The sequence below is a fragment of the Marinobacter sp. genome (assembly GCF_046484525.1).
Taxonomy (GTDB): Bacteria; Pseudomonadota; Gammaproteobacteria; order Pseudomonadales; family Oleiphilaceae; genus Marinobacter.
The window spans coordinates 87,618-107,407 of record NZ_JAWOIS010000063.1 but is presented as its reverse complement, the minus strand read 5'-3'; the positions used below and the strand labels follow the sequence as shown (position 1 = coordinate 107,407).

At 58.4% G+C, this 19,790-nt stretch carries 23 protein-coding genes and 2 tRNA genes; 3 read left to right on the top strand and 22 right to left on the bottom strand.

What is annotated here, in order from left to right; translation table 11 throughout:
- Positions 1 to 419, bottom strand: a 419-nt coding sequence (locus R6W86_RS14205; protein ID WP_410330014.1) for a lipocalin family protein, incomplete at its 3' end; no start/stop codon positions are given.
- A 130-nt stretch (positions 420 to 549) separates the two neighbouring features.
- On the opposite strand from R6W86_RS14205, the gene R6W86_RS14200 reads away from it, so the two are divergent.
- The gene (locus tag R6W86_RS14200) at positions 550 to 1,374 is read left to right on the top strand and encodes an RluA family pseudouridine synthase (RefSeq protein WP_410330013.1); all 825 of its coding nucleotides are present in this window, start codon (positions 550 to 552) and stop codon (positions 1,372 to 1,374) included.
- 44 nt (positions 1,375 to 1,418) lie between these two features.
- Here R6W86_RS14200 and R6W86_RS14195 read toward each other — a convergent pair whose 3' ends face one another.
- From R6W86_RS14195 to dapA, 5 genes are all read right to left on the bottom strand, one after another.
- The gene (locus tag R6W86_RS14195; protein ID WP_410330012.1) at positions 1,419 to 2,426 is read right to left on the bottom strand and encodes an NAD-dependent epimerase; all 1,008 of its coding nucleotides are present in this window, start codon (positions 2,424 to 2,426) and stop codon (positions 1,419 to 1,421) included.
- Between the two features lie 122 nt (positions 2,427 to 2,548).
- Positions 2,549 to 3,286 (bottom strand): TIGR04219 family outer membrane beta-barrel protein, encoded by a 738-nt coding sequence (locus tag R6W86_RS14190; protein ID WP_410330011.1) that lies wholly within the window; start codon positions 3,284 to 3,286, stop codon positions 2,549 to 2,551.
- Between the two features lie 37 nt (positions 3,287 to 3,323).
- Positions 3,324 to 4,037, bottom strand: coding sequence for a phosphoribosylaminoimidazolesuccinocarboxamide synthase (purC, locus tag R6W86_RS14185; RefSeq protein WP_410330010.1), 714 nt, complete (start codon positions 4,035 to 4,037; stop codon positions 3,324 to 3,326).
- Between the two features lie 40 nt (positions 4,038 to 4,077).
- A complete protein-coding gene (bamC, locus tag R6W86_RS14180; protein WP_410330009.1) occupies positions 4,078 to 5,103 on the bottom strand; it encodes an outer membrane protein assembly factor BamC in 1,026 nt (341 codons plus the stop codon).
- Positions 5,104 to 5,210: 107 nt separating this feature from the next.
- On the bottom strand, positions 5,211 to 6,089 hold the full coding sequence (gene dapA / locus R6W86_RS14175) for a 4-hydroxy-tetrahydrodipicolinate synthase (protein WP_410330008.1): 879 nt from the start codon (positions 6,087 to 6,089) through the stop codon (positions 5,211 to 5,213).
- A gap of 74 nt (positions 6,090 to 6,163) precedes the next feature.
- Here dapA and R6W86_RS14170 point away from each other — a divergent pair, with 74 nt between their 5' ends.
- Positions 6,164 to 6,631, top strand: a complete 468-nt coding sequence (locus tag R6W86_RS14170; RefSeq protein ID WP_410330007.1) for a peroxiredoxin — start codon at positions 6,164 to 6,166, stop codon at positions 6,629 to 6,631.
- A gap of 7 nt (positions 6,632 to 6,638) precedes the next feature.
- Here the strand turns inward: R6W86_RS14170 and R6W86_RS14165 are convergent, their stop codons facing one another.
- Together R6W86_RS14165 and R6W86_RS14160 are read right to left on the bottom strand one after the other, a co-directional pair.
- On the bottom strand, positions 6,639 to 7,718 hold the full coding sequence (locus R6W86_RS14165; protein WP_410330006.1) for an AI-2E family transporter: 1,080 nt from the start codon (positions 7,716 to 7,718) through the stop codon (positions 6,639 to 6,641).
- 16 nt (positions 7,719 to 7,734) lie between these two features.
- Positions 7,735 to 7,962 carry a sulfurtransferase TusA family protein gene (locus R6W86_RS14160; protein WP_410330005.1) on the bottom strand — a complete coding sequence of 76 codons (228 nt, stop codon included), beginning with the start codon at positions 7,960 to 7,962 and terminating at the stop codon, positions 7,735 to 7,737.
- Positions 7,963 to 8,121: 159 nt separating this feature from the next.
- Between R6W86_RS14160 and R6W86_RS14155 the strand changes: the two genes are divergently transcribed.
- Positions 8,122 to 9,600, top strand: coding sequence for a M48 family metalloprotease (locus tag R6W86_RS14155; RefSeq protein WP_410330018.1), 1,479 nt, complete (start codon positions 8,122 to 8,124; stop codon positions 9,598 to 9,600).
- Between the two features lie 22 nt (positions 9,601 to 9,622).
- On the opposite strand, the gene nadA is transcribed toward R6W86_RS14155, so the two are convergent.
- The 14 genes from nadA to R6W86_RS14085 all read right to left on the bottom strand — a co-directional run bounded on the left by nadA (position 9,623) and on the right by R6W86_RS14085 (position 19,729).
- Complete coding sequence (nadA, locus tag R6W86_RS14150) at positions 9,623 to 10,684, bottom strand: quinolinate synthase NadA (RefSeq protein WP_410330004.1); 1,062 nt, start codon at positions 10,682 to 10,684, stop codon at positions 9,623 to 9,625.
- A gap of 190 nt (positions 10,685 to 10,874) precedes the next feature.
- Positions 10,875 to 10,950, bottom strand: a tRNA-Lys gene (locus R6W86_RS14145).
- Between the two features lie 67 nt (positions 10,951 to 11,017).
- Positions 11,018 to 11,093, bottom strand: a tRNA-Lys gene (locus R6W86_RS14140).
- Between the two features lie 83 nt (positions 11,094 to 11,176).
- A complete protein-coding gene (ybgF, locus tag R6W86_RS14135) occupies positions 11,177 to 11,926 on the bottom strand; it encodes a tol-pal system protein YbgF (RefSeq protein WP_410330003.1) in 750 nt (249 codons plus the stop codon).
- Between the two features lie 28 nt (positions 11,927 to 11,954).
- The gene (gene pal, locus R6W86_RS14130) at positions 11,955 to 12,521 is read right to left on the bottom strand and encodes a peptidoglycan-associated lipoprotein Pal (protein WP_410330002.1); all 567 of its coding nucleotides are present in this window, start codon (positions 12,519 to 12,521) and stop codon (positions 11,955 to 11,957) included.
- A gap of 56 nt (positions 12,522 to 12,577) precedes the next feature.
- Positions 12,578 to 13,891 (bottom strand): Tol-Pal system beta propeller repeat protein TolB, encoded by a 1,314-nt coding sequence (gene tolB, locus R6W86_RS14125; RefSeq protein ID WP_410330001.1) that lies wholly within the window; start codon positions 13,889 to 13,891, stop codon positions 12,578 to 12,580.
- A gap of 16 nt (positions 13,892 to 13,907) precedes the next feature.
- Entirely contained in the window at positions 13,908 to 14,948 is a 1,041-nt protein-coding gene (tolA, locus tag R6W86_RS14120; RefSeq protein ID WP_410330000.1) for a cell envelope integrity protein TolA, read from the bottom strand.
- A gap of 22 nt (positions 14,949 to 14,970) precedes the next feature.
- Positions 14,971 to 15,417: a protein TolR gene (gene tolR / locus R6W86_RS14115; RefSeq protein WP_410329999.1), complete on the bottom strand. Its 447-nt coding sequence runs from the start codon at positions 15,415 to 15,417 to the stop codon at positions 14,971 to 14,973.
- A gap of 31 nt (positions 15,418 to 15,448) precedes the next feature.
- Positions 15,449 to 16,138 carry a protein TolQ gene (gene tolQ / locus R6W86_RS14110; RefSeq protein ID WP_410329998.1) on the bottom strand — a complete coding sequence of 230 codons (690 nt, stop codon included), beginning with the start codon at positions 16,136 to 16,138 and terminating at the stop codon, positions 15,449 to 15,451.
- A gap of 3 nt (positions 16,139 to 16,141) precedes the next feature.
- On the bottom strand, positions 16,142 to 16,621 hold the full coding sequence (gene ybgC, locus R6W86_RS14105) for a tol-pal system-associated acyl-CoA thioesterase (protein WP_410329997.1): 480 nt from the start codon (positions 16,619 to 16,621) through the stop codon (positions 16,142 to 16,144).
- Complete coding sequence (gene ruvB, locus R6W86_RS14100; RefSeq protein ID WP_410329996.1) at positions 16,596 to 17,627, bottom strand: Holliday junction branch migration DNA helicase RuvB; 1,032 nt, start codon at positions 17,625 to 17,627, stop codon at positions 16,596 to 16,598. The genes ybgC and ruvB overlap by 26 nt, the downstream gene beginning before the upstream one ends.
- A gap of 148 nt (positions 17,628 to 17,775) precedes the next feature.
- Positions 17,776 to 18,408 carry a Holliday junction branch migration protein RuvA gene (ruvA, locus tag R6W86_RS14095; RefSeq protein ID WP_410329995.1) on the bottom strand — a complete coding sequence of 211 codons (633 nt, stop codon included), beginning with the start codon at positions 18,406 to 18,408 and terminating at the stop codon, positions 17,776 to 17,778.
- Positions 18,409 to 18,438: 30 nt separating this feature from the next.
- Positions 18,439 to 18,966, bottom strand: coding sequence for a crossover junction endodeoxyribonuclease RuvC (gene ruvC / locus R6W86_RS14090; RefSeq protein WP_239036970.1), 528 nt, complete (start codon positions 18,964 to 18,966; stop codon positions 18,439 to 18,441).
- A 19-nt stretch (positions 18,967 to 18,985) separates the two neighbouring features.
- Positions 18,986 to 19,729 (bottom strand): YebC/PmpR family DNA-binding transcriptional regulator, encoded by a 744-nt coding sequence (locus tag R6W86_RS14085; RefSeq protein WP_410329994.1) that lies wholly within the window; start codon positions 19,727 to 19,729, stop codon positions 18,986 to 18,988.
- Positions 19,730 to 19,790 lie beyond the last annotated feature (61 nt).

Sequence of the window (19,790 nt, the reverse complement as noted above, 5' to 3'; positions counted from 1 at the left end):
GTGCGTGACAGGAACCACAGATAATCCTTGTCATATCCGGTCACGTAGGCGTAGGAGTAGTCTTCCTTATCCAGCTCGAAGACCACATAGGAAGCGTAGAAGGGTCCGAAGAAAGACACTTTCAGATGACCCGTGTTTTCTCCCTCTACAAACACCGCCCGGCCATCCGCTTCCTTCCATTTGCCGGCCTCGGCATCGTATCCCCGGTTGATAACCTCGATACTGCCATCGTCATTGAGGCTGTACCGGGCACTGACGTTATTCAGGCCCTCCTCGAATGAGTGATCCAGCCGGGCGATTTCATACCAGGTGCCCAGATAGCGCCGGGTGTCGAACCCGGTCACCGGCTCAATACCCTCGGGTACGCCGGTGCAACCGGCCAGTGCCAAAGCCGTGATTCCGGCCAGAATTGTTCTCATGGTCCCTCTCCTGTTCCGTGGATTTGAATGTAACTACGCTCAAGACCTCAGGCGGTTTTCTCCGGATGGTATGCAATTTCCAGTATAATCCCGAGAATTATCAGCCCCGTTCAGAGCCCTGGCTTACACCATGCGAACCACCGTCGACCTTACTCTTGACCAGGACCAGACCGCCGTAGATGCACTTGCGGAAGCCTCAGGTTTGCCCAAACAGCGCATCAAGGATGCCATGGCGAAGGGAGCCTGCTGGTGGACGGTCAAGGGCAAGCAGGTTCGCCTGCGAAAGGCCAAGCGGGATGTGAACGCGGGCACACGATTGCAACTGTTCTACCATGACGCCGTCCTGGGGCGAAAACCGGAGCCGGCGGAGCTTCTGGAGGACTTCGGCCGTTACTCGGTGTGGTTCAAACCCCATGGCATGCTGGCCCAGGGCTCCCAGTGGGGAGACCACTGCAGCCTGTTGCGGTGGGCGGAGGTATCATTGAAAAAGCCCTGCTTCCTGATTCACCGTCTGGATGCAGACGCAGCCGGATTGATGCTGATAGCCCATGATGCCAAGGCCGCCGGGGCATTATCACAGTTATTCTCGGGGAGATCGGTTACCAAGGTGTATCAGGCACGGGTGACGGGATTACTGGAGGCCAAAGACCGAATCATCGACGCACCCGTGGAAGGAAAATCGTCCACCAGCCACATCACTACTCTGGCACTGGATGAGCAACAACAGAGCACGTTGCTCAGGGTCCGGATCGAAACCGGCCGCAAGCATCAGATCCGCCGCCACCTGGCCGGCATCGGCCACCCTATCGTGGGTGACCGGCTCTATGGCAACGCCGACCCACTTCCCCTACAGCTGCTCGCCTGGCTTCTGGAATTCGAGTGCCCGATTTTCCGACGCCCTGTCAAACTGGAACTGCCAGGACGGCTCAACACGCTGAACCAGTTGCCCAAATAGCAAAAAGCCGGCAATGGAGCCGGTCTTCGGTATCTCTGGCGAACTCAGACCTTGTAAAAATCCCGATACCAGTCCACGAAGTTGGCAATGCCCTTCTCCACGGTGGTCGAGGGTTTATAACCCACATCTTCGATGAGGTCGTCGACATTGGCGTAAGTAGCGGGCACATCACCCGGCTGCAAGGGCAGCAGGTTTTTCTCCGCCTTTTTGCCAATGCGCTCTTCAATGATCTCGATAAAACGGGACAGCTCTACCGGATTGTTGCTGCCGATGTTGTAGAGCCGGTAAGGCGCCTTGCTGGTGCCCGGATCCGGGCGCTCGCCGCGCCAGTCTGTGTTGGGCTCGGCGACGTGGTCCAGGGTTCGGATCACGCCTTCGACGATGTCATCAATATACGTGAAATCCCGGCGGTGGTGGCCATGGTTGAATACATCGATCGGTTCACCGGCGAGGATCTTCCTGGTGAAGATGAACAGCGCCATATCCGGCCGGCCCCAGGGACCATAAACGGTGAAGAACCGCAGGCCGGTGGTGGGCAGGTTATACAGATGACTGTAGGTATGGGCCATCAGCTCGTTGGCCTTCTTGGAGGCAGCATACAGGCTCAGGGGGTGGTCGACGTTGTCGTGTACCGAGAACGGCATCGTCTCATTGGCACCGTATACCGAACTACTGGAAGCGTAGACCAGATGCTTCACATCGTTATGACGACAGCCTTCAAGGATGTTCATGAAGCCAACGAGGTTGGCATCCACGTAGGCATGGGGGTTCTCGATGGAGTAACGAACCCCGGCCTGGGCCGCCAGGTGCACCACTCTTTCGGGCTTGTGCTCACGGAAAAGGGCTTCCATGGCAGCGCGATCGGCAACGTCCTGACGGATCTCGGTGAAGCCTGGCTTGCAGGTAAGCCGCTCCAGACGCGCTTCCTTCAGGTTCACATCGTAGTAGTCATTGACGTTATCAACTCCGATCACTTCGTCACCACGATCCAGCAGGCGGTGCGCCAGGTGTGAGCCGATGAATCCAGCGGTTCCCGTAACGAGAATTTTCAAGGCCTAGTCTCCATAAAACGTTCATGTCCTGAGCTGCCAAGTTTACCGAATCGGCCGTTCCGGCAACACCACAAAAAAAAGAGCGCCGCAGCGCTCTTTTCAGCCATTTTGCCGGTAACCGATCAGAACGTCAGACCGACACTGGCAAAAGGACCGGACAGCTCGACATCCATTTTGTCATCTTCATCTTCATAGTCGATAGACATCTGACGGTAGCCGGCACGCAGCTGCAACAGCGACAGTTCGTACTGACCGTAGACATTGAAGTCGTGCAAGGAGTCGCCGTCGAAGCTGATCAGGTTGCCCTCGCCTCCCACAGAGACACCGGTAAGAGGCAGGTCGAAGCGGGCAGCTGCGTACCCCATCGGGATTACGCCTTCAACAGTGGTTTTGCTGACCGGATAAAGACCATCTTTATCACGAACAACGAGCTCACCATCCAGCTTGCGGGCGGTCAGGCCGAGATCCAGGTTGACCCAGTTGTCCAGCACTTCGTAATAAAAGGTTGCGTCCAGTTGATCCAGGTCCAGCTCGGAGCTGACGTCTGCACCGATGGGAATCTGATCAAACTGTTCCAGCCTGATCTGACCACTGCCATTCTGGGAGATGCTGGTATAGTTCACCCGCACATTGGGCAGCACCGGTACCGGATGCTCAAGATAGGCGGTGAAATTGGCATTGCTGTCGCTGTCGAGGTTCAGATCGTTCTCGATATCAACGGCAGACCCCTTGTTAACCACCTTACCGGTAAGGTCGGAGTCCCAGTAGCTGATATTCGCACCAACGCCGACGACATCTGCATTGGCCAGCGGCGCGGCCAAGGCCACGGTACCGCCTATTGCAAGGATCAGTTTACGCATAAGATAACCTTCTGATGGTTTTTGTATTGATTGCGATTCAGTCGAACTGGATGCCGAGGCGGTGACCCACTTCTTCATAGGTCTCGATCACCTCCCCGAGCCCCTGGCGGAACCGGTCCTTGTCCATCTTCTTGCGGGTTTCCTTGTCCCAGATGCGGCAGCCGTCAGGGCTGAATTCGTCGCCGAGGACGATCTCGCCTCCGCTGCGGCCGAATTCCAGCTTGTAATCCACCAGTAACATACCAGCGTTATTGAACAGTTTCTCGAGCACGTCATTGACCTTGTAGGTCAGTTCCTTCATTCGCGCGAGCTCCTCTGCGGTCGCCCAGCCGAAGGTCTCGGCGAGGGATTCGTTGACCATGGGATCGTGCAGCTCGTCGTTCTTCAGGAACAGTTCGAAGGTCGGCGGATTCAGCTCTTGGCCTTCTTCCACGCCCAGCCGGCGGCACAGGCTGCCAGCAGAAATGTTCCGTACCACGCACTCCACCGGAATCATATCCAGTTTCTTGACCAGGGATTCGGTGTCCGAAAGCAGCCCCTCGAAGTGGGTGGGGATGCCCGCCGCTTCGAGTTTCTCCATGATGAAGGCATTGAACTTGTTGTTAACCATGCCTTTGCGGTTAAGCTGCTCTTTCTTCTGGCCATCAAACGCCGAGGTGTCGTCCCGGAAGACCATCACGAAACGCTCGGGGTCGTCGGTGCGGTATACGGATTTGGCCTTGCCTGCGTAGAGTTCTTCGCGCTTTTCCATTGAAATCTCCGGAGGGGATGCACCGGGCACCCCCATTCAATCAGTAAAGGTATTCAAAGAGTCGGTTGAGCAGATCAGATGCCGTGTGCTCGCCGTCATAGCTCTCAAGCCGCTCAGCCTCAATAAATACCGCGCCGTCGCGCTCTTCCAGGGTCACGGTATGGGTATGCCGTGGTTTTTCCTGATCACTGAACCAGTCAAACCAGCCTGATTCCTTCTCATCCTCTGTGCGGAAGCCGACATAAAGCCAGCCTGCACTCCGGTTCAGGTCGATAACCGGGATTTTGGCTTCTTCCAGGGCACGATTGGCTTCTGCCCAGGAGCGGCCATAATCCAGGTCCATCCGGATGGCGACGGCTTGCTCGTTCTCGGATTGCAGATTCACGAGCGGGTCACTGGTCATGTCCGACGCCGCTCTGGAGAACGATTTGCTCTCCTCCCTGGCTTTCAGGAACGTTCCGAGATCGGCAAGCAGTTCCTTTTGCAGGGCCACGGCCTCAGCCGGGGGATTCGTAATCCCCTGCCAGGGCAGCAGCTCTCCCGGCCGGTCGGAGCGCTCTACCCGGCGCACCTGGATTTCAGTCGTCTTGCGGCGGATACCCGGTGCCATGCGCATCTGGACGATGGTCATCGGTTCGTCAGTCGATGCCTGGTTGGTCAGGCCTACCAGCTGCCGCGCCTGCTTGCTGAAATTGGCCACCTCACTCTGCAACAGGCCCAATTGGGGGCTGTCGTAGGCAACACCCAGACCCCGCTCATTCATGTAAGCGGCAGCCTGTGGCCAGAGCCGCCCGGGAACGTCATTCACCAGCAGCCAGATGCGGCCATCAAGCTCCTCGATCACGTAGTTTTCCTGGAGGATCTCGGAGGTCATATCCGGCGGCTGGGGAATATCGGACGGATACATCTTCCCGGACTCGGCGGTATTGATCTCGCGGATCGGCATGACCTGGCTGAAGCGGGACTTATCCGCGCTTTCAGGAAGTTCCAGCGGAGTGCCTTCTTTGGCATCAACGTACCGCTCGGAACGGTCTACCAGCAGGCTGCAGCCTGTGACTGTTGCCAACAGCAACAGCCCGGACGCAGCAAGGATCGATCTGTAAAAATGGGGGGAACGGGTTCCTGAAAGAACCTGCATCGGGCTACTCCGGTTCAGGGACGATTTCAGCAAGCTCAGAGCACGCCTGAGGCTTTCAGGGCTTCTTCCACTTCCGCGTGGAACTTCTCGCTCAACGGTGTCAGCGGCAGACGGATACCCGCGCTGATCATCCCCATGCGATGCAGTGCCCATTTTACCGGAATCGGATTGGCTTCAAGGAACAACTTGCGGTTCAGCGGCATCAGCAGCTCGTTCAACCGTTCGGTTTCTTCCCGATTACCGGCAATAGCTGCCTCGCACAGCTGCGCCATGGATTTCGGTGCCACGTTCGCTGTCACCGAGACATTGCCCTTGCCGCCAGCCAGCATCAGCTCGGCAGCGGTGGCATCGTCCCCGGAATAGACCGCGAGACGACCTTCGAGCGCCTTGATCAATTCAGCGCCACGGGGAATGTTGCCGGTAGCATCCTTGATAGCCACAATGTTCGGAATATCCGCCAGGCGCAGGACTGTCTCATTGAGCATGTCACAGGCTGTCCGGCCGGGAACGTTGTACAGCATCTGGTTCATGCCCGGCACCGCCTCGGCAATCGCCTTGAAATGCTGATACAGGCCTTCCTGGGTCGGCTTGTTGTAATACGGAACCACCAGCAGGCAGGCATCCGCTCCGAGCTTATAGGCTTCGGTGGTCAGCTCGATGGCTTCACGGGTGCTGTTACCGCCAGTACCGGCGATGACAGGAATCCTTCCATCGACACGTTTTATGATCCGGCCAATGGCCTGGCAGTGCTCTTCCGGGTCCAGGGTTGCGGATTCACCGGTGGTGCCCACGGCGACGATGCCGTGCGTGCCGTTCTCAATGTGAAAGTCCACCAGTTTGTCCAGCTCCTCCCAGTGGATGTCACCGCTTGGATGCATGGGCGTGACCATTGCGACAAGGCTACCCGTAATCATAAAAGCTCCGTCCGAATAAAACCGATATGGTAATGTTGGGTTCGAACTGACACAAGGGAATTAAAGGAGATGTCATGTCATCCGTCGAATTAAACAAGCCCGTCCCCGATTTTGAAGCGCCGGCGACCGGTGATCAAACAATCCGACTCTCTGATCTTCGCAGTCAGAATGTTGTGATCTATTTTTACCCCAAGGACAACACGCCCGGTTGCACCACCGAAGGCCAGGATTTCCGGGACCGGATGAAACAGTTTGTGGAACTGGACACCGAGATTTTCGGTGTATCCCGGGACGGCCTCAAGGCCCATGAAAATTTCCGGAGCAAACACGAGTTCCCGTTTCACCTGATTTCAGACAAGGACGAAGCCCTGTGCAAACTGTTTGGCGTTATCAAGCTGAAGAAGCTGTATGGCAAGGAGCATCTCGGGATCGAACGCAGCACCTTTCTGATCGACAAGGAAGGTGTGCTCCGGAAAGAGTGGCGCGGCGTCAAGGTCGAGGGCCACGCCAACGAAGTACTGGAGGCGGTCAAGGCCCTCTGACAGAAGCTCAGGCCAGCTCATCGGTCGGTGGAGGTACGACGTCCTTCACCGGCCAGGCGGCAAACACCGCTTTAAGCAAGGTTGCCAGCGGAATGGCGAAGAAGACACCCCACAGCCCCCAGATACCACCAAAGAACAGGACCGCAACGATAATGGCCACGGGATGCAGGTTATTGACCTCGGAGAACAGAAGCGGCACCAGCACGTTACCGTCCAGCGCCTGAATGACACCGTACACCACCATCACCCAGATAAAATGAGTGCCCCAGCCAAAGGCAAACAGCCCGATCATAGCCACCGGAATGGTTACCACCGCAGCGCCGATATAGGGAATCACTACGCTCAGGCCCACCAACAGTGATAACAGCGCCGCATAAGGCATCCCCAGCAGTTTGAAGGCAATATACGTAGCCCCGCCCACGATGAGGATCTCCACCGCCTTGCCCCGCACGTAGTTCGCGCACTGCAGGTTGACCTCCCGCCAGATTTTCAGCATTAGCGGGCGCTGCGGAGGCAGCAGACGGGCGATGGCTCCGAGCAGCACTTCCTTGTCCTTCAGGAAGAAGAACACAAGAATGGGCACGAGCACCATATAGATCAGCAGGGCCACCAGATCCGGAATACTGGAAAGGGAGAAGGAAACCAGCCACTGGGTCAGCTGCCCCACTTCCGTGGAAACCTGTTGGTACAGAGCGTTCACGGCTTCCGCGGAAATCAGCTGCGGATACTGATCGGGCAGCAGTTCAAGGTAGGACTGCATTTCCCGGATGATGCGCGGCGCCTCGCCGGCCAGGTTGGTGACCTGGGTCCAGACCAGTGGCAGGAGGCCGAACAGGAAGCCCACCAGAACCCCCAGAAACACCAGGAAAACCCCGATGATGGCAAGAAATTCCGGTATTCCCAGCTTGTTGAGTTTGGTTACCAGACCCTGGAGGATGAAGGCAATGATCAGGGAAGCGATGGCCGGCGCCAGCATGGCACCGAACCAGATGATAAACACCGTTCCCGCCACCAGGATAAGCGAGAGGATGACAGCTTCTTCATCTGAAAAGTATTTGTGCGCAAGACCGCGTAAAATCCTGACCATCAACGTCTCCGATAGGTTAACCGCCGCACTTTATCACAAACCGGTATTCGCCATCGGCCTCGGTGGAACTGACCAACGTGTGGGTGGACAAGGCGAGGAATGCCGGAATATCCCGGGCCGAGCCTGAATCGGTAGCAATAACCTCCAGTTCCTCACCGGGCGACATCCCGTTGAGCTCGAGCTTGGTTTTCAGCAGAGGCATCGGACAGCGCAGCCCGGAAGCATCCAGTGTACGGTCAGCCATAATGTAGACGCACCATCACAATCAGTGGAATTGACAACGCGGCATTATGCCGCGAGATGCCGGGTATTGCATCCCAATAGCTGGTAATCTCATATTCAGAACTTTTCAGGGTAAGACACTGTCCAAGCGGCAGTCCAAACCAGAGGCAACTTGCAGTACATGAAACTCGATCATGGCCAAAAAACCTCCGCCCGGGGGATCCTGAAAGCAGCAGTCTTCACACTTACGGCCTTGCTGACAAACTCCCCTGCCGCCGCCCAGGAGACATCTCTTCCGAGTATTGGAGGCACCGGTGGCGGGTTGATCGCTGGCCAGCAGGAATCCGAGATCGGCCGACAGGTCATGGTCTCTATCCGGCGCTCGGCACCCCGTATCAACGACCCGTTGGTGTATGACTACCTCAGTGCCATCATCTATCGACTGGTGCCCTCTGCCCCGCTGCAGAACCGCGATCTGACACTGGCACTGATAGACAGCCCGCAACTCAATGCCTTTGCGGTTCCCGGAGGCATCGTCGGCGTTAATGGCGGACTGTTTCTTAACGCGGCCACGGAACAGCAGTTCGCCTCGGTACTCGCCCACGAACTGGCGCATCTGAGCCAACGCCATTTTGCCCGCAGCGTCGAACAGCAGAAAACCAGCGCACCGCTGACCCTCGCGGGCATGATTGCCGGGATCATATTGTCGGCAGTGACCCAGTCTGATATCGGCATCGCCGCCATTGCAGGCACCCAGGCATTGTCAGCGCAGAACATGCTGGCATACAGCCGATCCCACGAGCAGGAAGCCGACCGGGTCGGCATGGACATCCTTGCCAGTGCCGGCATGGATCCGAGGGGGATGCCGGAAATGTTTGAGATCATGATGCGGCAAAACCGACTGCAGGGAAACCAGGTCCCGGAATACCTGTCCACTCACCCCCTTACCCAAAGCCGGGTAGCCGATACCCGCAACCGGGCCGAGCAGTATCCGCAGCTGGAGATAAAGGACGGCCAGGAATACCACCTGGTGCGCAGCCGCCTTCAGGTGCATTACTCCCCGTCACCGGATGTTGCGGTGGATACCTTTGAGTCCTACCTCGAGCGCCCGGACGCCAAGAGGAACCATGCCATCCGGTACGGACTTGCTGTTGCTTACCAGGCCAACAACCAGATGGACAAGGCAGAGCAGGAGCTCCGAGACCTGCTCGAACAGAATCCGGGCCGGATCACCCTGCAGGTCACCCTTGCCGAGGTTCTCAACGCCCGGAACAACACCGGGGAAGCCCGGTCCTTGCTTGCAGATGCCCTGGCCCGCAACCCGGGCAACTACCCGATTACCTACACTCTTGCGCGAACCGAAATTACAGCGGGAAACGGTGCTGCCGCTGCAGACCTTCTGAGGGAGCTCACTCGCCAGATGCCCGGGCAGGAACACCTCTGGTCACGGCTGGCGGAAGCGGAAGGTATGGCACGCAATATCGTTGGCGTGCACCGTGCCCGGGCCGAATATGATGCCCTGATGGGGGATCTGGAGTCCGCCCAGCGCCAGCTCCGCCAAGCCCAGGAAAAACTGCCGGCCGGTTCGCCCCAGCGCCAGGCGGTCACGGAAAGACTGGCGGAAATTACCCGGCAGCTGCAGGTTCAGCGCAACAGCTGACCGGGCACCGGGTGCCAGCCAATCAGGCGTTGCCTGCGGCCTTGAGATTCATGTTGGCGGTGAACTCCAACATGCGCTTCAGCGGCTTCAGGGCCCTCTCCCGCAATTCCGGATCCACCAGCACTTCCTGACTGCCGGTCTGCAGCACGTGCAGCAGGTTCTCAAGGCCATTCATCGCCATCCAGGGACAATGGGCACAGCTTCGGCAGGTAGCGCCGTTACCGGCGGTGGGCGCCTCGATGAGCGTCTTGTTGGGGGCCAGCTGTTGCATCTTGTAAAAGATGCCGTTGTCCGTGGCAACAATGAACTCCTGGTTGGGCAGTGTCTGAACCGCATGGATCAATTGGGAGGTGGAGCCCACCACATCGGCCATTTCCACCACCGCATCCGGCGATTCCGGATGCACCAGCACGGCAGCGTCCGGGTACAAAGCCTTGAGATCCTCAAGACCACGGTACTTGAATTCTTCGTGGACGATGCATGAGCCGTCCCAGAGCAGCATGTCAGCTCCGGTGGTCTTCTGCACATAGTGCCCCAAGTGCTTGTCCGGAGCCCAGAGAATCTTCTCGCCACGGGCATCCAGGTCCTCGACGATGGCCTGGGCGCAACTTGAGGTCACCACCCAGTCCGCCCTCGCCTTCACCGCCGCCGAGGTGTTCGCATACACCACCACTGTCCGGTCCGGGTGCTGGTCACAGAACTCGGCAAATTCGTCGGCCGGGCAGCCGACATCCAGGGAGCAGGTCGCCTCCAAAGTCGGCATCAGGACTTTCTTCTCGGGATTGAGGATCTTGGCGGTCTCACCCATGAACCGGACACCTGCCACAACGACCGTGGACGCCGGATGCTGATTGCCAAAACGGGCCATCTCCAGGGAATCCGCCACGCAACCCCCGGTTTCTTCCGCCAGGCGCTGGATATCCGGATCGGTGTAGTAATGAGCAACGAGCACGGCATCCCTGGCCTTGAGCTCCTCCTTGATTCGGGCCTCGAGTTCCGTTTTCTCGCTCTCACTCAAAGGCTTGGGCTCCGCTTGGTGGGCCAGGTGCTCCTGAACAAGGATACGGTCTTCTGCTCGTGTCATTCCTGCATCTCTGTGTTGCGTTAACCACCGAAGTATATCACCTCGGCCACTGTTTTCATGGGCTCGCAACGTCAGCGTCACACCCCTGAAAACAAACTTTGACCACTCTCGGACTATAAGTGGGATCTTAGAGGCAAAAAAAAAGAGCCCGAAGGCTCTTTTTTCCCAGGACCCGGGAGATCCTGTTATTTGGTGGGTCGTGAAGGATTCGAACCTTCGACCAATTGGTTAAAAGCCAACTGCTCTACCAACTGAGCTAACGACCCTTGACTGGTGATCAGTTGGTTTACCTGATCGATACCGCTCGAGCTCAAACGAACAATACCCGGAATTTGGTGGGTCGTGAAGGATTCGAACCTTCGACCAATTGGTTAAAAGCCAACTGCTCTACCAACTGAGCTAACGACCCAAACGAGGCGCATATAGTACTGATATTTTTCCGGTGATCAACCCTTTTCTGGAGTATTCCCCGGATTTTTTTCCTGAGTCGGATTAACCGTTTGCAGAGGAAAGGAACTTCTTCGCCAGCTCCGCCGCACTGCTGTTCGGATAATCATCAACGACGCTCTGCATGCGCCGGCGAGCCTCGTCCGATTCGCCCAGACGATCCAGAGTCACACCCAGCTTGTACACCGCATCCGGCGCCTTTCGATGGTCCGGAAAACGGGTCGCCACAATGGTGAAAGCCTGTTTTGCCTGCTCCAGCTGCGGCTTGACCAGGTAGACCTCACCCAGCCAGTAGTACGCGTTCACCGTCAGGTCCCCTTCTGGATACTTGTCGATAAACTCGTACAATCGGGTAATGGCCTGGTCGTAGGCTTTCTGGTTCCGGATCAGATCCTGGATCTCGTTATAGGCCTTACGCTCCTCATCCCCGGGCTGGCGATATTCGCGGGTTTCCACCGCCTGCCCGCCACCATCAGCGGGAGCAGACGACGAAGCCGGCGCCGGTTCCCGCTGGCTCGCCATCTTCTCGGACAGATCAAGAATGCGCTGGTCCAAATCGATGTAGCGATCGCGGCCCTGCTCCTGCAAACGGGTGATCATGTGCTGCTGCTCTTCCACCTGCCCCTGCAACCTGCGCACCTCCTGCTGGAGCTGCTGAATCATATAGAACAATTCTGCGGTCGCCTGGTTGCCAGAGGAACTTCTCTGGGCCGGTGCGGAAGATTGCGCCTGCACCGGGCCCACCTGCGCAAGCGCAAGTGGAACCAGCAGTAACGCCACGAGTCGTTTTCTCATGGATACACCCGTTTTGTCAGTTAGCGGTTCAATCGAAAACCAGTTCTACCCGACGGTTTTGCGCCCACGCACTTTCAGACGAGCCCATGACCGCCGGCTTTTCTTCACCATAGCTTACGGTTTCGATCTGGCCACGTGAAGCACCGTTGACGATCAGGAACCGCTGCACGGCGTTGGCACGACGCTCACCCAGGGCCAGGTTGTATTCCTTGGTACCACGCTCGTCGGCATGGCCTTCCAGGCGAACGTTCTGGCCCGGGTTGTTGGCCAGGTACTGCGCGTGGGCCATCAGCACGTCACGGGCTTCCGGTTTGATCTCGGCGGTGTCGAAATCGAAGTAGAAGGTGGTGATGTCACGCAGGGCTTCCATCTTGGCGCGCTCTTCCGCCGCCATGCGCTCTTCTTCGGTCAACGCGGACGAGGACACACCGCCTTCGTCGTCACCGCCGTAAACGCTGGAGCCATCCTGGTCTACCGCAGCAACATCGGAGCCGTAACCGCCCTCATCCATGGTTTCACCGGTAGAACTACAGCCGGCAAACAGGCCTGCGGAAAGCAGCATGGCGAGAACTTTGGTATGCATAGACAGTTTCATATTCATTTCCTTTCGATGGCTTGAGTTGATTGAGTACTTTCAAGAGCCCGGGCCGTTCAGTTAACGATTGGTCCCCAGGCGGGTTCACGAACATCTCCTTCCGATGCCGGCAGGCTGTATGCTGCTCCGCCATCGGCCGAGATCACGGTCAGCACACTGTTACCACTCTGTTTGGTGGCATAGATCAGCATGCGGCCATTGGGTGATACACTCGGTGATTCATCGGATTCGGTCCGGGTCAGGACCGTCTCCTCACCGTTCTTCAGGTTGGTTCGGGCAATATGGAACGCGCTGTTTCTCTGGTGCACGTAATAAACGTAGTCCCCGGTGATGTCCGGCCGCGGCCGCGCGTTATAGCGACTACCAAAGGTAATGCGGCGGGGCTCTGCGCCAGGCGATTTCATATGATAGATCTGTGGTCCGCCGGAGCGATCCGAGGTAAAGAAAATGCCATCGCCTGAATGGTCGTAAGTTGCCTCGGTATCGATTGCCCAGTGATTGGTGAGCTTGGTCAGTTGCCTGCTCGCCAGGTCCATCCGGTAGACCTCTGCGTTACCGTCCTTGGACAGCGTCATCAACAAAGAGCGACCGTCTTCGGACCAGGCCGGCGCAGAATTGAGGCCTTTGAAATCGGCCACCTTGGTGCGCTGGCCGGAGGACAGCTCGTGAATATAGATGGCTGGCCTGCCGGTTTCGAAGGAGACATAGGCCAGCCGTTTTCCATCCGGCGACCAGGCCGGTGACAGGATCGGTTCCTGGCTTTCCAGTCGGATCCGTGCACGCTTGCCGTCTACATCACTGACCTGCAGGCGGTACCGGGGCTTGCTATTGAAAGTGTCGAGGGTGATGTACGCCAGTTTGGTGGAAAACGCCCCCGGAACACCGGTAATCGCCTCATACACCTTGTCACTGATGTGATGGCCAAGCGTGCGAATACCATTGACCGATGCAGCCGCGGTTTCGCCGAGAATACGTTTTTCCTGGTTAACGTCGAACAATTCATAGCGGGCAACGACCCGATCGCCGTTCCGGCTCAGTTCACCGACGAGGACATACCTCTGGCCGAGCATGCGCCAGTCCCGGAAGTAAACCTCCTCCCGACGGGAGGGCAGGCTCAGCATTTTCTCGGGGGTCAGCGACCGGAACTCCCCGCTCATGGCAAGATCATCCCGGACAATACTGGCCACCTTGTCCCCGGGCGGAATCGCACCGCTTTCCGCGAATGGCACCACGGAGATCGGAAGGGCGGCATCAGCACCTTCCGTGATTCGAATGAGCAGCTCGGCACGCGCCCCGCTTGCCAGCATGATCAGGGCAGCCAGCGCGGCGGCCACGGCTTTGTGTGAGGTCGTCCAGGTCCGCTTTGTCATGATCTTTCCTGTTTCCTTATCTCAACCGGCGCGGGTTGAACTCAATAGTGAACTGACGGAAATAACGCTCGAAGGTTTCCCTTTCATCCGGTATCGGATACCGATTCAATGAGCGTACCGCACTCAGGGCCGAGTTATCGAACGCGGTATTGCCGCTGCTGCTGACAAGTTTGACGCTGGCCAGTTCACCCGTCGGCAACAGTGTTATCTGCAGCCTCGCAGTCATTTCTTCCGTCGCCGAGGATGGCGGGTACCAGGCCTGGCTCAGCCGTTCCCGGATCAGCGCCTGATACTTTTCGCTTTCGGACAGCATCTGTGCTTCCTTGGCTCGGGCCGCGGCGGCCTGCTGCTGCCGGCGGGCTTCCGCCTCCTTCGCCTTGCGGGATTCATCAGCCAGGGCTTCAAGCTGCTGCTCCTTCAGGCGCCGTTCTGCCTCCAGGCGCTTGCGTTCGATTTCCTTGCGGGCCTCTTCTTCCTGACGCCGACGCTCGGCTTCTTCCTGCTTACGCTGCTCTTCCAGCCGCCGCTGCTCCTCTTCGGCCTTCTCGCGTTCTGCTTGCTTGCGCTTGCGCTCCTCCTCGGCTTTCTGCCGCTCGCGCTCTTTGGCTTCCGCCTCGGCCTTCTGACGGGCGGCTTCCCGGGCTTTTGCCTGTTCCCGTTCCCTGGCCAGGGCTTCCTGTTTCTTGCGCTCGTCCTCCGCCTTTCGACGGGCCTCCTCTTCCCGGGCCTTCTGCTCCGCGATTCTGCGCGCCTCTTCTTCCTGGCGACGACGTTCAGCCTCGGCTTCCGCCTTTTTCCGCTCTTCCTCTTCAGCACGGCGCTGCTGGTCGCGATCCGGCTGATCATCCGGCTCCACCACCGGGCGTGGCTCCGGCTGCTGCTGGGTGATCAGACGCGCCGAAATACTTCGGGGTGGCGGTTCATCAACAGGGCTGGTCCAGGACCAACCGGCCAACGCAACCACCACAATGAGCAGGTGAAAAAACACCGACAGGGCGACCGGCGATTTCCACGGCGGCGTTCCGGTACTGATTACCCTGTGATCCTGATTCGTCACAACAGCTCCCCGCTTTCCTGACTCACTTCTCATCCGGGGATGGTTCGGTGATCAATCCGATGCTGGTGGCACCGGCACCCTGCAACTCCGCCATCAGACGCACCACCATGCCGTACTCCACATGTTCATCACCTCGCACCAGGACCTCACCATTGGGGCGTTGAGACAGGATTTTCGCCACCCGTTCACGCACCTCTCCCAGGGACATGGGATCACTGCTCTCATCACCGATTTCCATGAAGTAGGCACCGTTGGTGTCCACTGAGACCACGATCGACTCCACATCCTTGTCAGACTGGATGGGGTCTGATGTGGTTTCCGGCAAATCCACTTTCACGCCCTGAGTCAGCATGGGCGCGGTAACCATGAAAATCACCAGCAACACCAGCATCACGTCGATGTAGGGAACCACGTTGATTTCCGACATCGGCTTTTTCCGCTGCTGCGGCATCATTCCCATGCCTTTCATTTCACCCGGCTCCGGTCGTTGCGTTCATCCATCAGGCGGCACTCTGTTCGCTGGCATGCACCCGACGGTGCAGAATGCTGGAGAATTCTTCGGCGAAAGTCTCGTAGTTCTTGAGCAAGGCATCGGACATGGCTGAAAAGCGGTTGTAGGCAATAACCGCCGGAATGGCTGCAAACAGGCCCATGGCCGTTGCAATCAGTGCTTCCGAAATACCCGGCGCGACGGTCGCGAGCGTGGCCTGCTGGACCTGGGCAAGGCCCCGGAACGAGTTCATGATCCCCCAAACGGTGCCGAACAGGCCCACATAGGGACTGGTGGAACCGACCGTAGCCAGAAATGGCAGATGGGTTTCAAGGCGCTCCTGTTCCCGGGAGAATGCAACCCGCATGGCACGCTGGGTGCCCTCCATCACAGCGTCCGCATCCCGGCTCTGTTGCCGGAGGCGCGAGAACTCCTTGAACCCGGCGCGAAAGACCGCTTCCACTCCGGAGAATGGCGTCGGCTCGGTATTGACCTCCCGGTACAGTTGCCCCAGGTCCATGCCGGACCAGAACCGTTCTTCAAATTCCAGCTGGGCTCGCCTTGCTTTCCGGAAGACCAGCAGGCGCTGGAAAATCAGGGCCCAGGAAATCACCGAGGCCAGTCCCAGCAACAGCATGACCAGCTGTACCAGTAACCCGGCATTTGAAATGAGATGCCATACAGAAAGTTCTGACTCCACCTTTTACTCCTGGCTGGTTCCGTTAGTTGGGTCCGGGTGCTGAACATTGCGCTTCAGCAGGTCCTGCAGATTCTCGGGCAGGCGCCTCGGCCTGCCGGTACCCAGTGCCACACAGGCCACACGAACATCTGCTTCGCACAGCAACTTACGATCACTGGCACGCAGAACACGCTGTCTGAAAGTCATCCAGACCCGGCCGTAGGCCACAGGCTCGGCAGTGACCAGCAGCTGGTCATCCAGTCGGGCCGGCACCGCATAGTGAATATTCATCCGCTGCACCACGTAGCTGATGTTATCCGCCAGGCCGGCCCGCAGACCAACCCCGCAACTGCGCACCCATTCGGTACGGGCGCGCTCCATGTAGTGCAGATACTTGGCATGGAAGACAATACCACCGGCATCCGTATCTTCTATATACACCCTGAGGGGTAATTCAAAGACCTGGGCGTTGGCTGTATCAGTCAAAAAGATCCCCCTCGGCATCCGATCCGTGAGGCACCACGCCGAAGTGCTGGTAGGCGTTCGAGGTCACCATTCGTCCACGCGGCGTTCGAACCATGAAACCCTGCTGGATCAGGAAAGGCTCCAGAACATCCTCAATGGTGCCCCGCTCTTCGCTGATGGCGGCGGCCAGGCTTTCAACACCGACCGGCCCACCGTCGAACTTCTCTATCATGGCCAGCAACAGCCGACGGTCCATGTGATCAAAGCCCTGATTATCCACCTTAAGCATGTTCAGGGCCTGGTCCGCAATGTCCGCGGTAATCCGGCCGTTCGACCGAACTTCGGCGAAATCCCGGACCCGACGCAGCAGGCGGTTGGCGATCCGGGGCGTTCCCCGGGAGCGACGGGCAATTTCGAAGGCTCCAGCCTCATCAATCGCCACCGTGGAGAGCCGGGCCGAGCGGATGATGATATTGGTCAGATCCTCGGTGTTGTAGAACTCGAGCCGCTGGACGATGCCAAAGCGGTCCCGCAGCGGAGAGGTCAGCAGCCCGGCACGGGTAGTCGCCCCTACCAGTGTGAATGGTGGCAAATCCAGCTTGATGGAGCGGGCAGCCGGGCCCTCGCCGATCATGATATCCAGCTGGTAATCCTCCATGGCCGGATACAGGACTTCCTCTACGGCGGCGCTCAGGCGATGGATCTCGTCGATAAAGAGAACATCGCCTTCTTCGAGATTAGTGAGCATCGCGGCCAAGTCGCCGGCTTTCTCCAACACCGGGCCGGAGGTGGTCTTGATGGCTACCCCCATCTCGTTGGCAATGATATTGGCCAGGGTGGTCTTACCCAGACCGGGCGGACCAAAAATCAGCACATGGTCCAGCGCCTCCTTCCGACCGCGGGCGGCGGAGATGAAAATCTCCATCTGCTCACGGACCGAAGGTTGGCCCACATATTCGGACAGCAGCGTCGGACGGATGGCCCGATCCTGGACCTCCTCATAGTCACCGACCCCGGCTGAAATCAGTCGGTCGGATTCAATCATGGCATCACCCGTTCTCTGGGAATCAACATCGTGCCTGTGTGCCTTGCCCTGCAATTCAACGTTGCCCCAATTGTACAAACGGGCCTCTGACTGTCACGTTACGCTCTCGACAGGTTTGGCGCCACTCAGGCGACATATTACCGCCAGGTCATCCGGCGGGAATCATGTTGCGAAGGGCCAGGCGAATCAGTGTTTCACTGGTCGCGCCTTCCTCGGCAACCTTATTGATTGCCTTCGCGGCCTCCTGCGGCTTATAGCCAAGAGCAATCAAGGCCGCCTCGGCTTCTTCCCTCGGATCCGGACCAGTCACTACCTGTTCGGAGACGGGCCCACCGGCAACTGTCGCGCCCGGCGACATCGGCACAAACTGACCCTCAAGTTGCCCGATCCGGTCAGCCATTTCAATAAGCAGGCGCTCTGCCGTTTTTTTGCCCACACCGGGCAGTTTGACCAGGGCATTGGCATCCTTCGCCTCGACACAGCGGATGAACTGCTGCGCATCGAGGCCGGAGAGGATCCCGACCGCCAGCTTCGGGCCGACGCCATTAACCTTTATCAGCAGGCGGAACAGGTCCCGATCCAGCTTCGCCGTGAACCCATACAGGCTCTGGGCATCTTCGCGGACGGCAAAATGGGTATGCAGGGCAACTTCCTGCCCGGTTTCAGGCAGGTGAAAGAAGGTGGTGTAGGGAATGTCGATTTCGTAGCCCAGCCCGGCGCACTCCACCAACGCCTGCCCGGGGGTCTTTTCGACCAGAATGCCTCGGATACGACCTATCAAGGGGTAGCTCCTGTGGCTCCTGTGAGCCGCTTATTGTTGTCTGACTCGACCGCTGCGCACCTTGCCGCCGTTCCCCGCCAGGCGCAGCACACTCTGGCTCATATGAGCGTGACACAGTGCGATCGCCAGGGCGTCAGCCGCATCGGCCTGGGGTTTGCGGGACAACGACAGCAGGGCCTGCACCATGTGCTGGACCTGGGACTTGTCCGCCCCACCCTTACCGACCACCGCCTGTTTGACCTGCCGGGCGGAGTACTCGTGTACCGCCAGTCCGCTGTTGGCGGCACTGACGATGGCGGCGCCACGTGCCTGACCCAGTTTGAGAGCGGAGTCCGGATTGCGGGCCATGAACACCTGCTCAATGGCGAACTCCTCCGGCCGATACTCGCCAATCAGCGTGGCCAGGCTGTGGAAGATGGTCTGGAGCCGCTCGGCCATGGGCTTTTCCCCGACCCGGATACAGCCGCTGTCGATATACTCGATCACCCGACCCTCGGCACGAATGACCCCGTATCCGGTGATCCGGGAACCGGGATCCACTCCGAGAATGATCGGCATGCTCAGGCTCCCGCCATGGTCACAGGGATTCCATGATGTCTGCGGAGATGTCCGCGTTGTGGTAGACGTTCTGCACGTCATCCAGATCCTCAAGCATGTCGATCAGCTTGAGAATGGTTTCGGCCCCATCCCGGTCCAGTTCGACCCGGGTTGACGGCACCATGGTGACCTCGGAATTGTCCGGCTTCAGCCCCGCTTCGACCAGGGACTCCTTGACGTCCAGGTACTCTTCCGGGGTGGTCACAATCTCGTAGGAGCCGTCTTCCTGTTCCTGCAGGTCCTCGGCCCCGGCTTCAAGTGCCGCTTCCATCAACCGGTCGCCGTCCACTTCCGGGCTGTAGCTGATAATGCCCTGCTTGGTGAACAGGTAGGCCACGGAGCCATCGGTTCCGAGATTACCACCAAACTTGTTGAACGCGTGGCGTACCTCGGCGACGGTCCGGTTCTTGTTGTCGGTCATGGCCTCGACGAAAATAGCCACACCGCCCGGGCCGTAACCTTCGTAGGTCAGTTCTTCGTAGTTGCTGTCATCGCCACCACCGGCACCACGTTCAATGGCCCGTTCGATGGTATCTTTTTTCATGTTGGCCGTCAGGGCCTTGTCGACAACCGCCCGGAGCCTGGGGTTATCGTTGGGATCGCCGCCGCCAAGGCGGGCGGCAACGGTCAGTTCCCGGATGATTTTGGTGAAGATCTTGCCGCGCTTGGCGTCCTGTGCCGCCTTGCGATGCTTGATGTTGGCCCATTTACTGTGACCAGCCATGCCTAACCTCCGTCCATCGTCCGGGGAGCGGGCCGCGGGCCCACCCCCGCCTTGTCAGAAT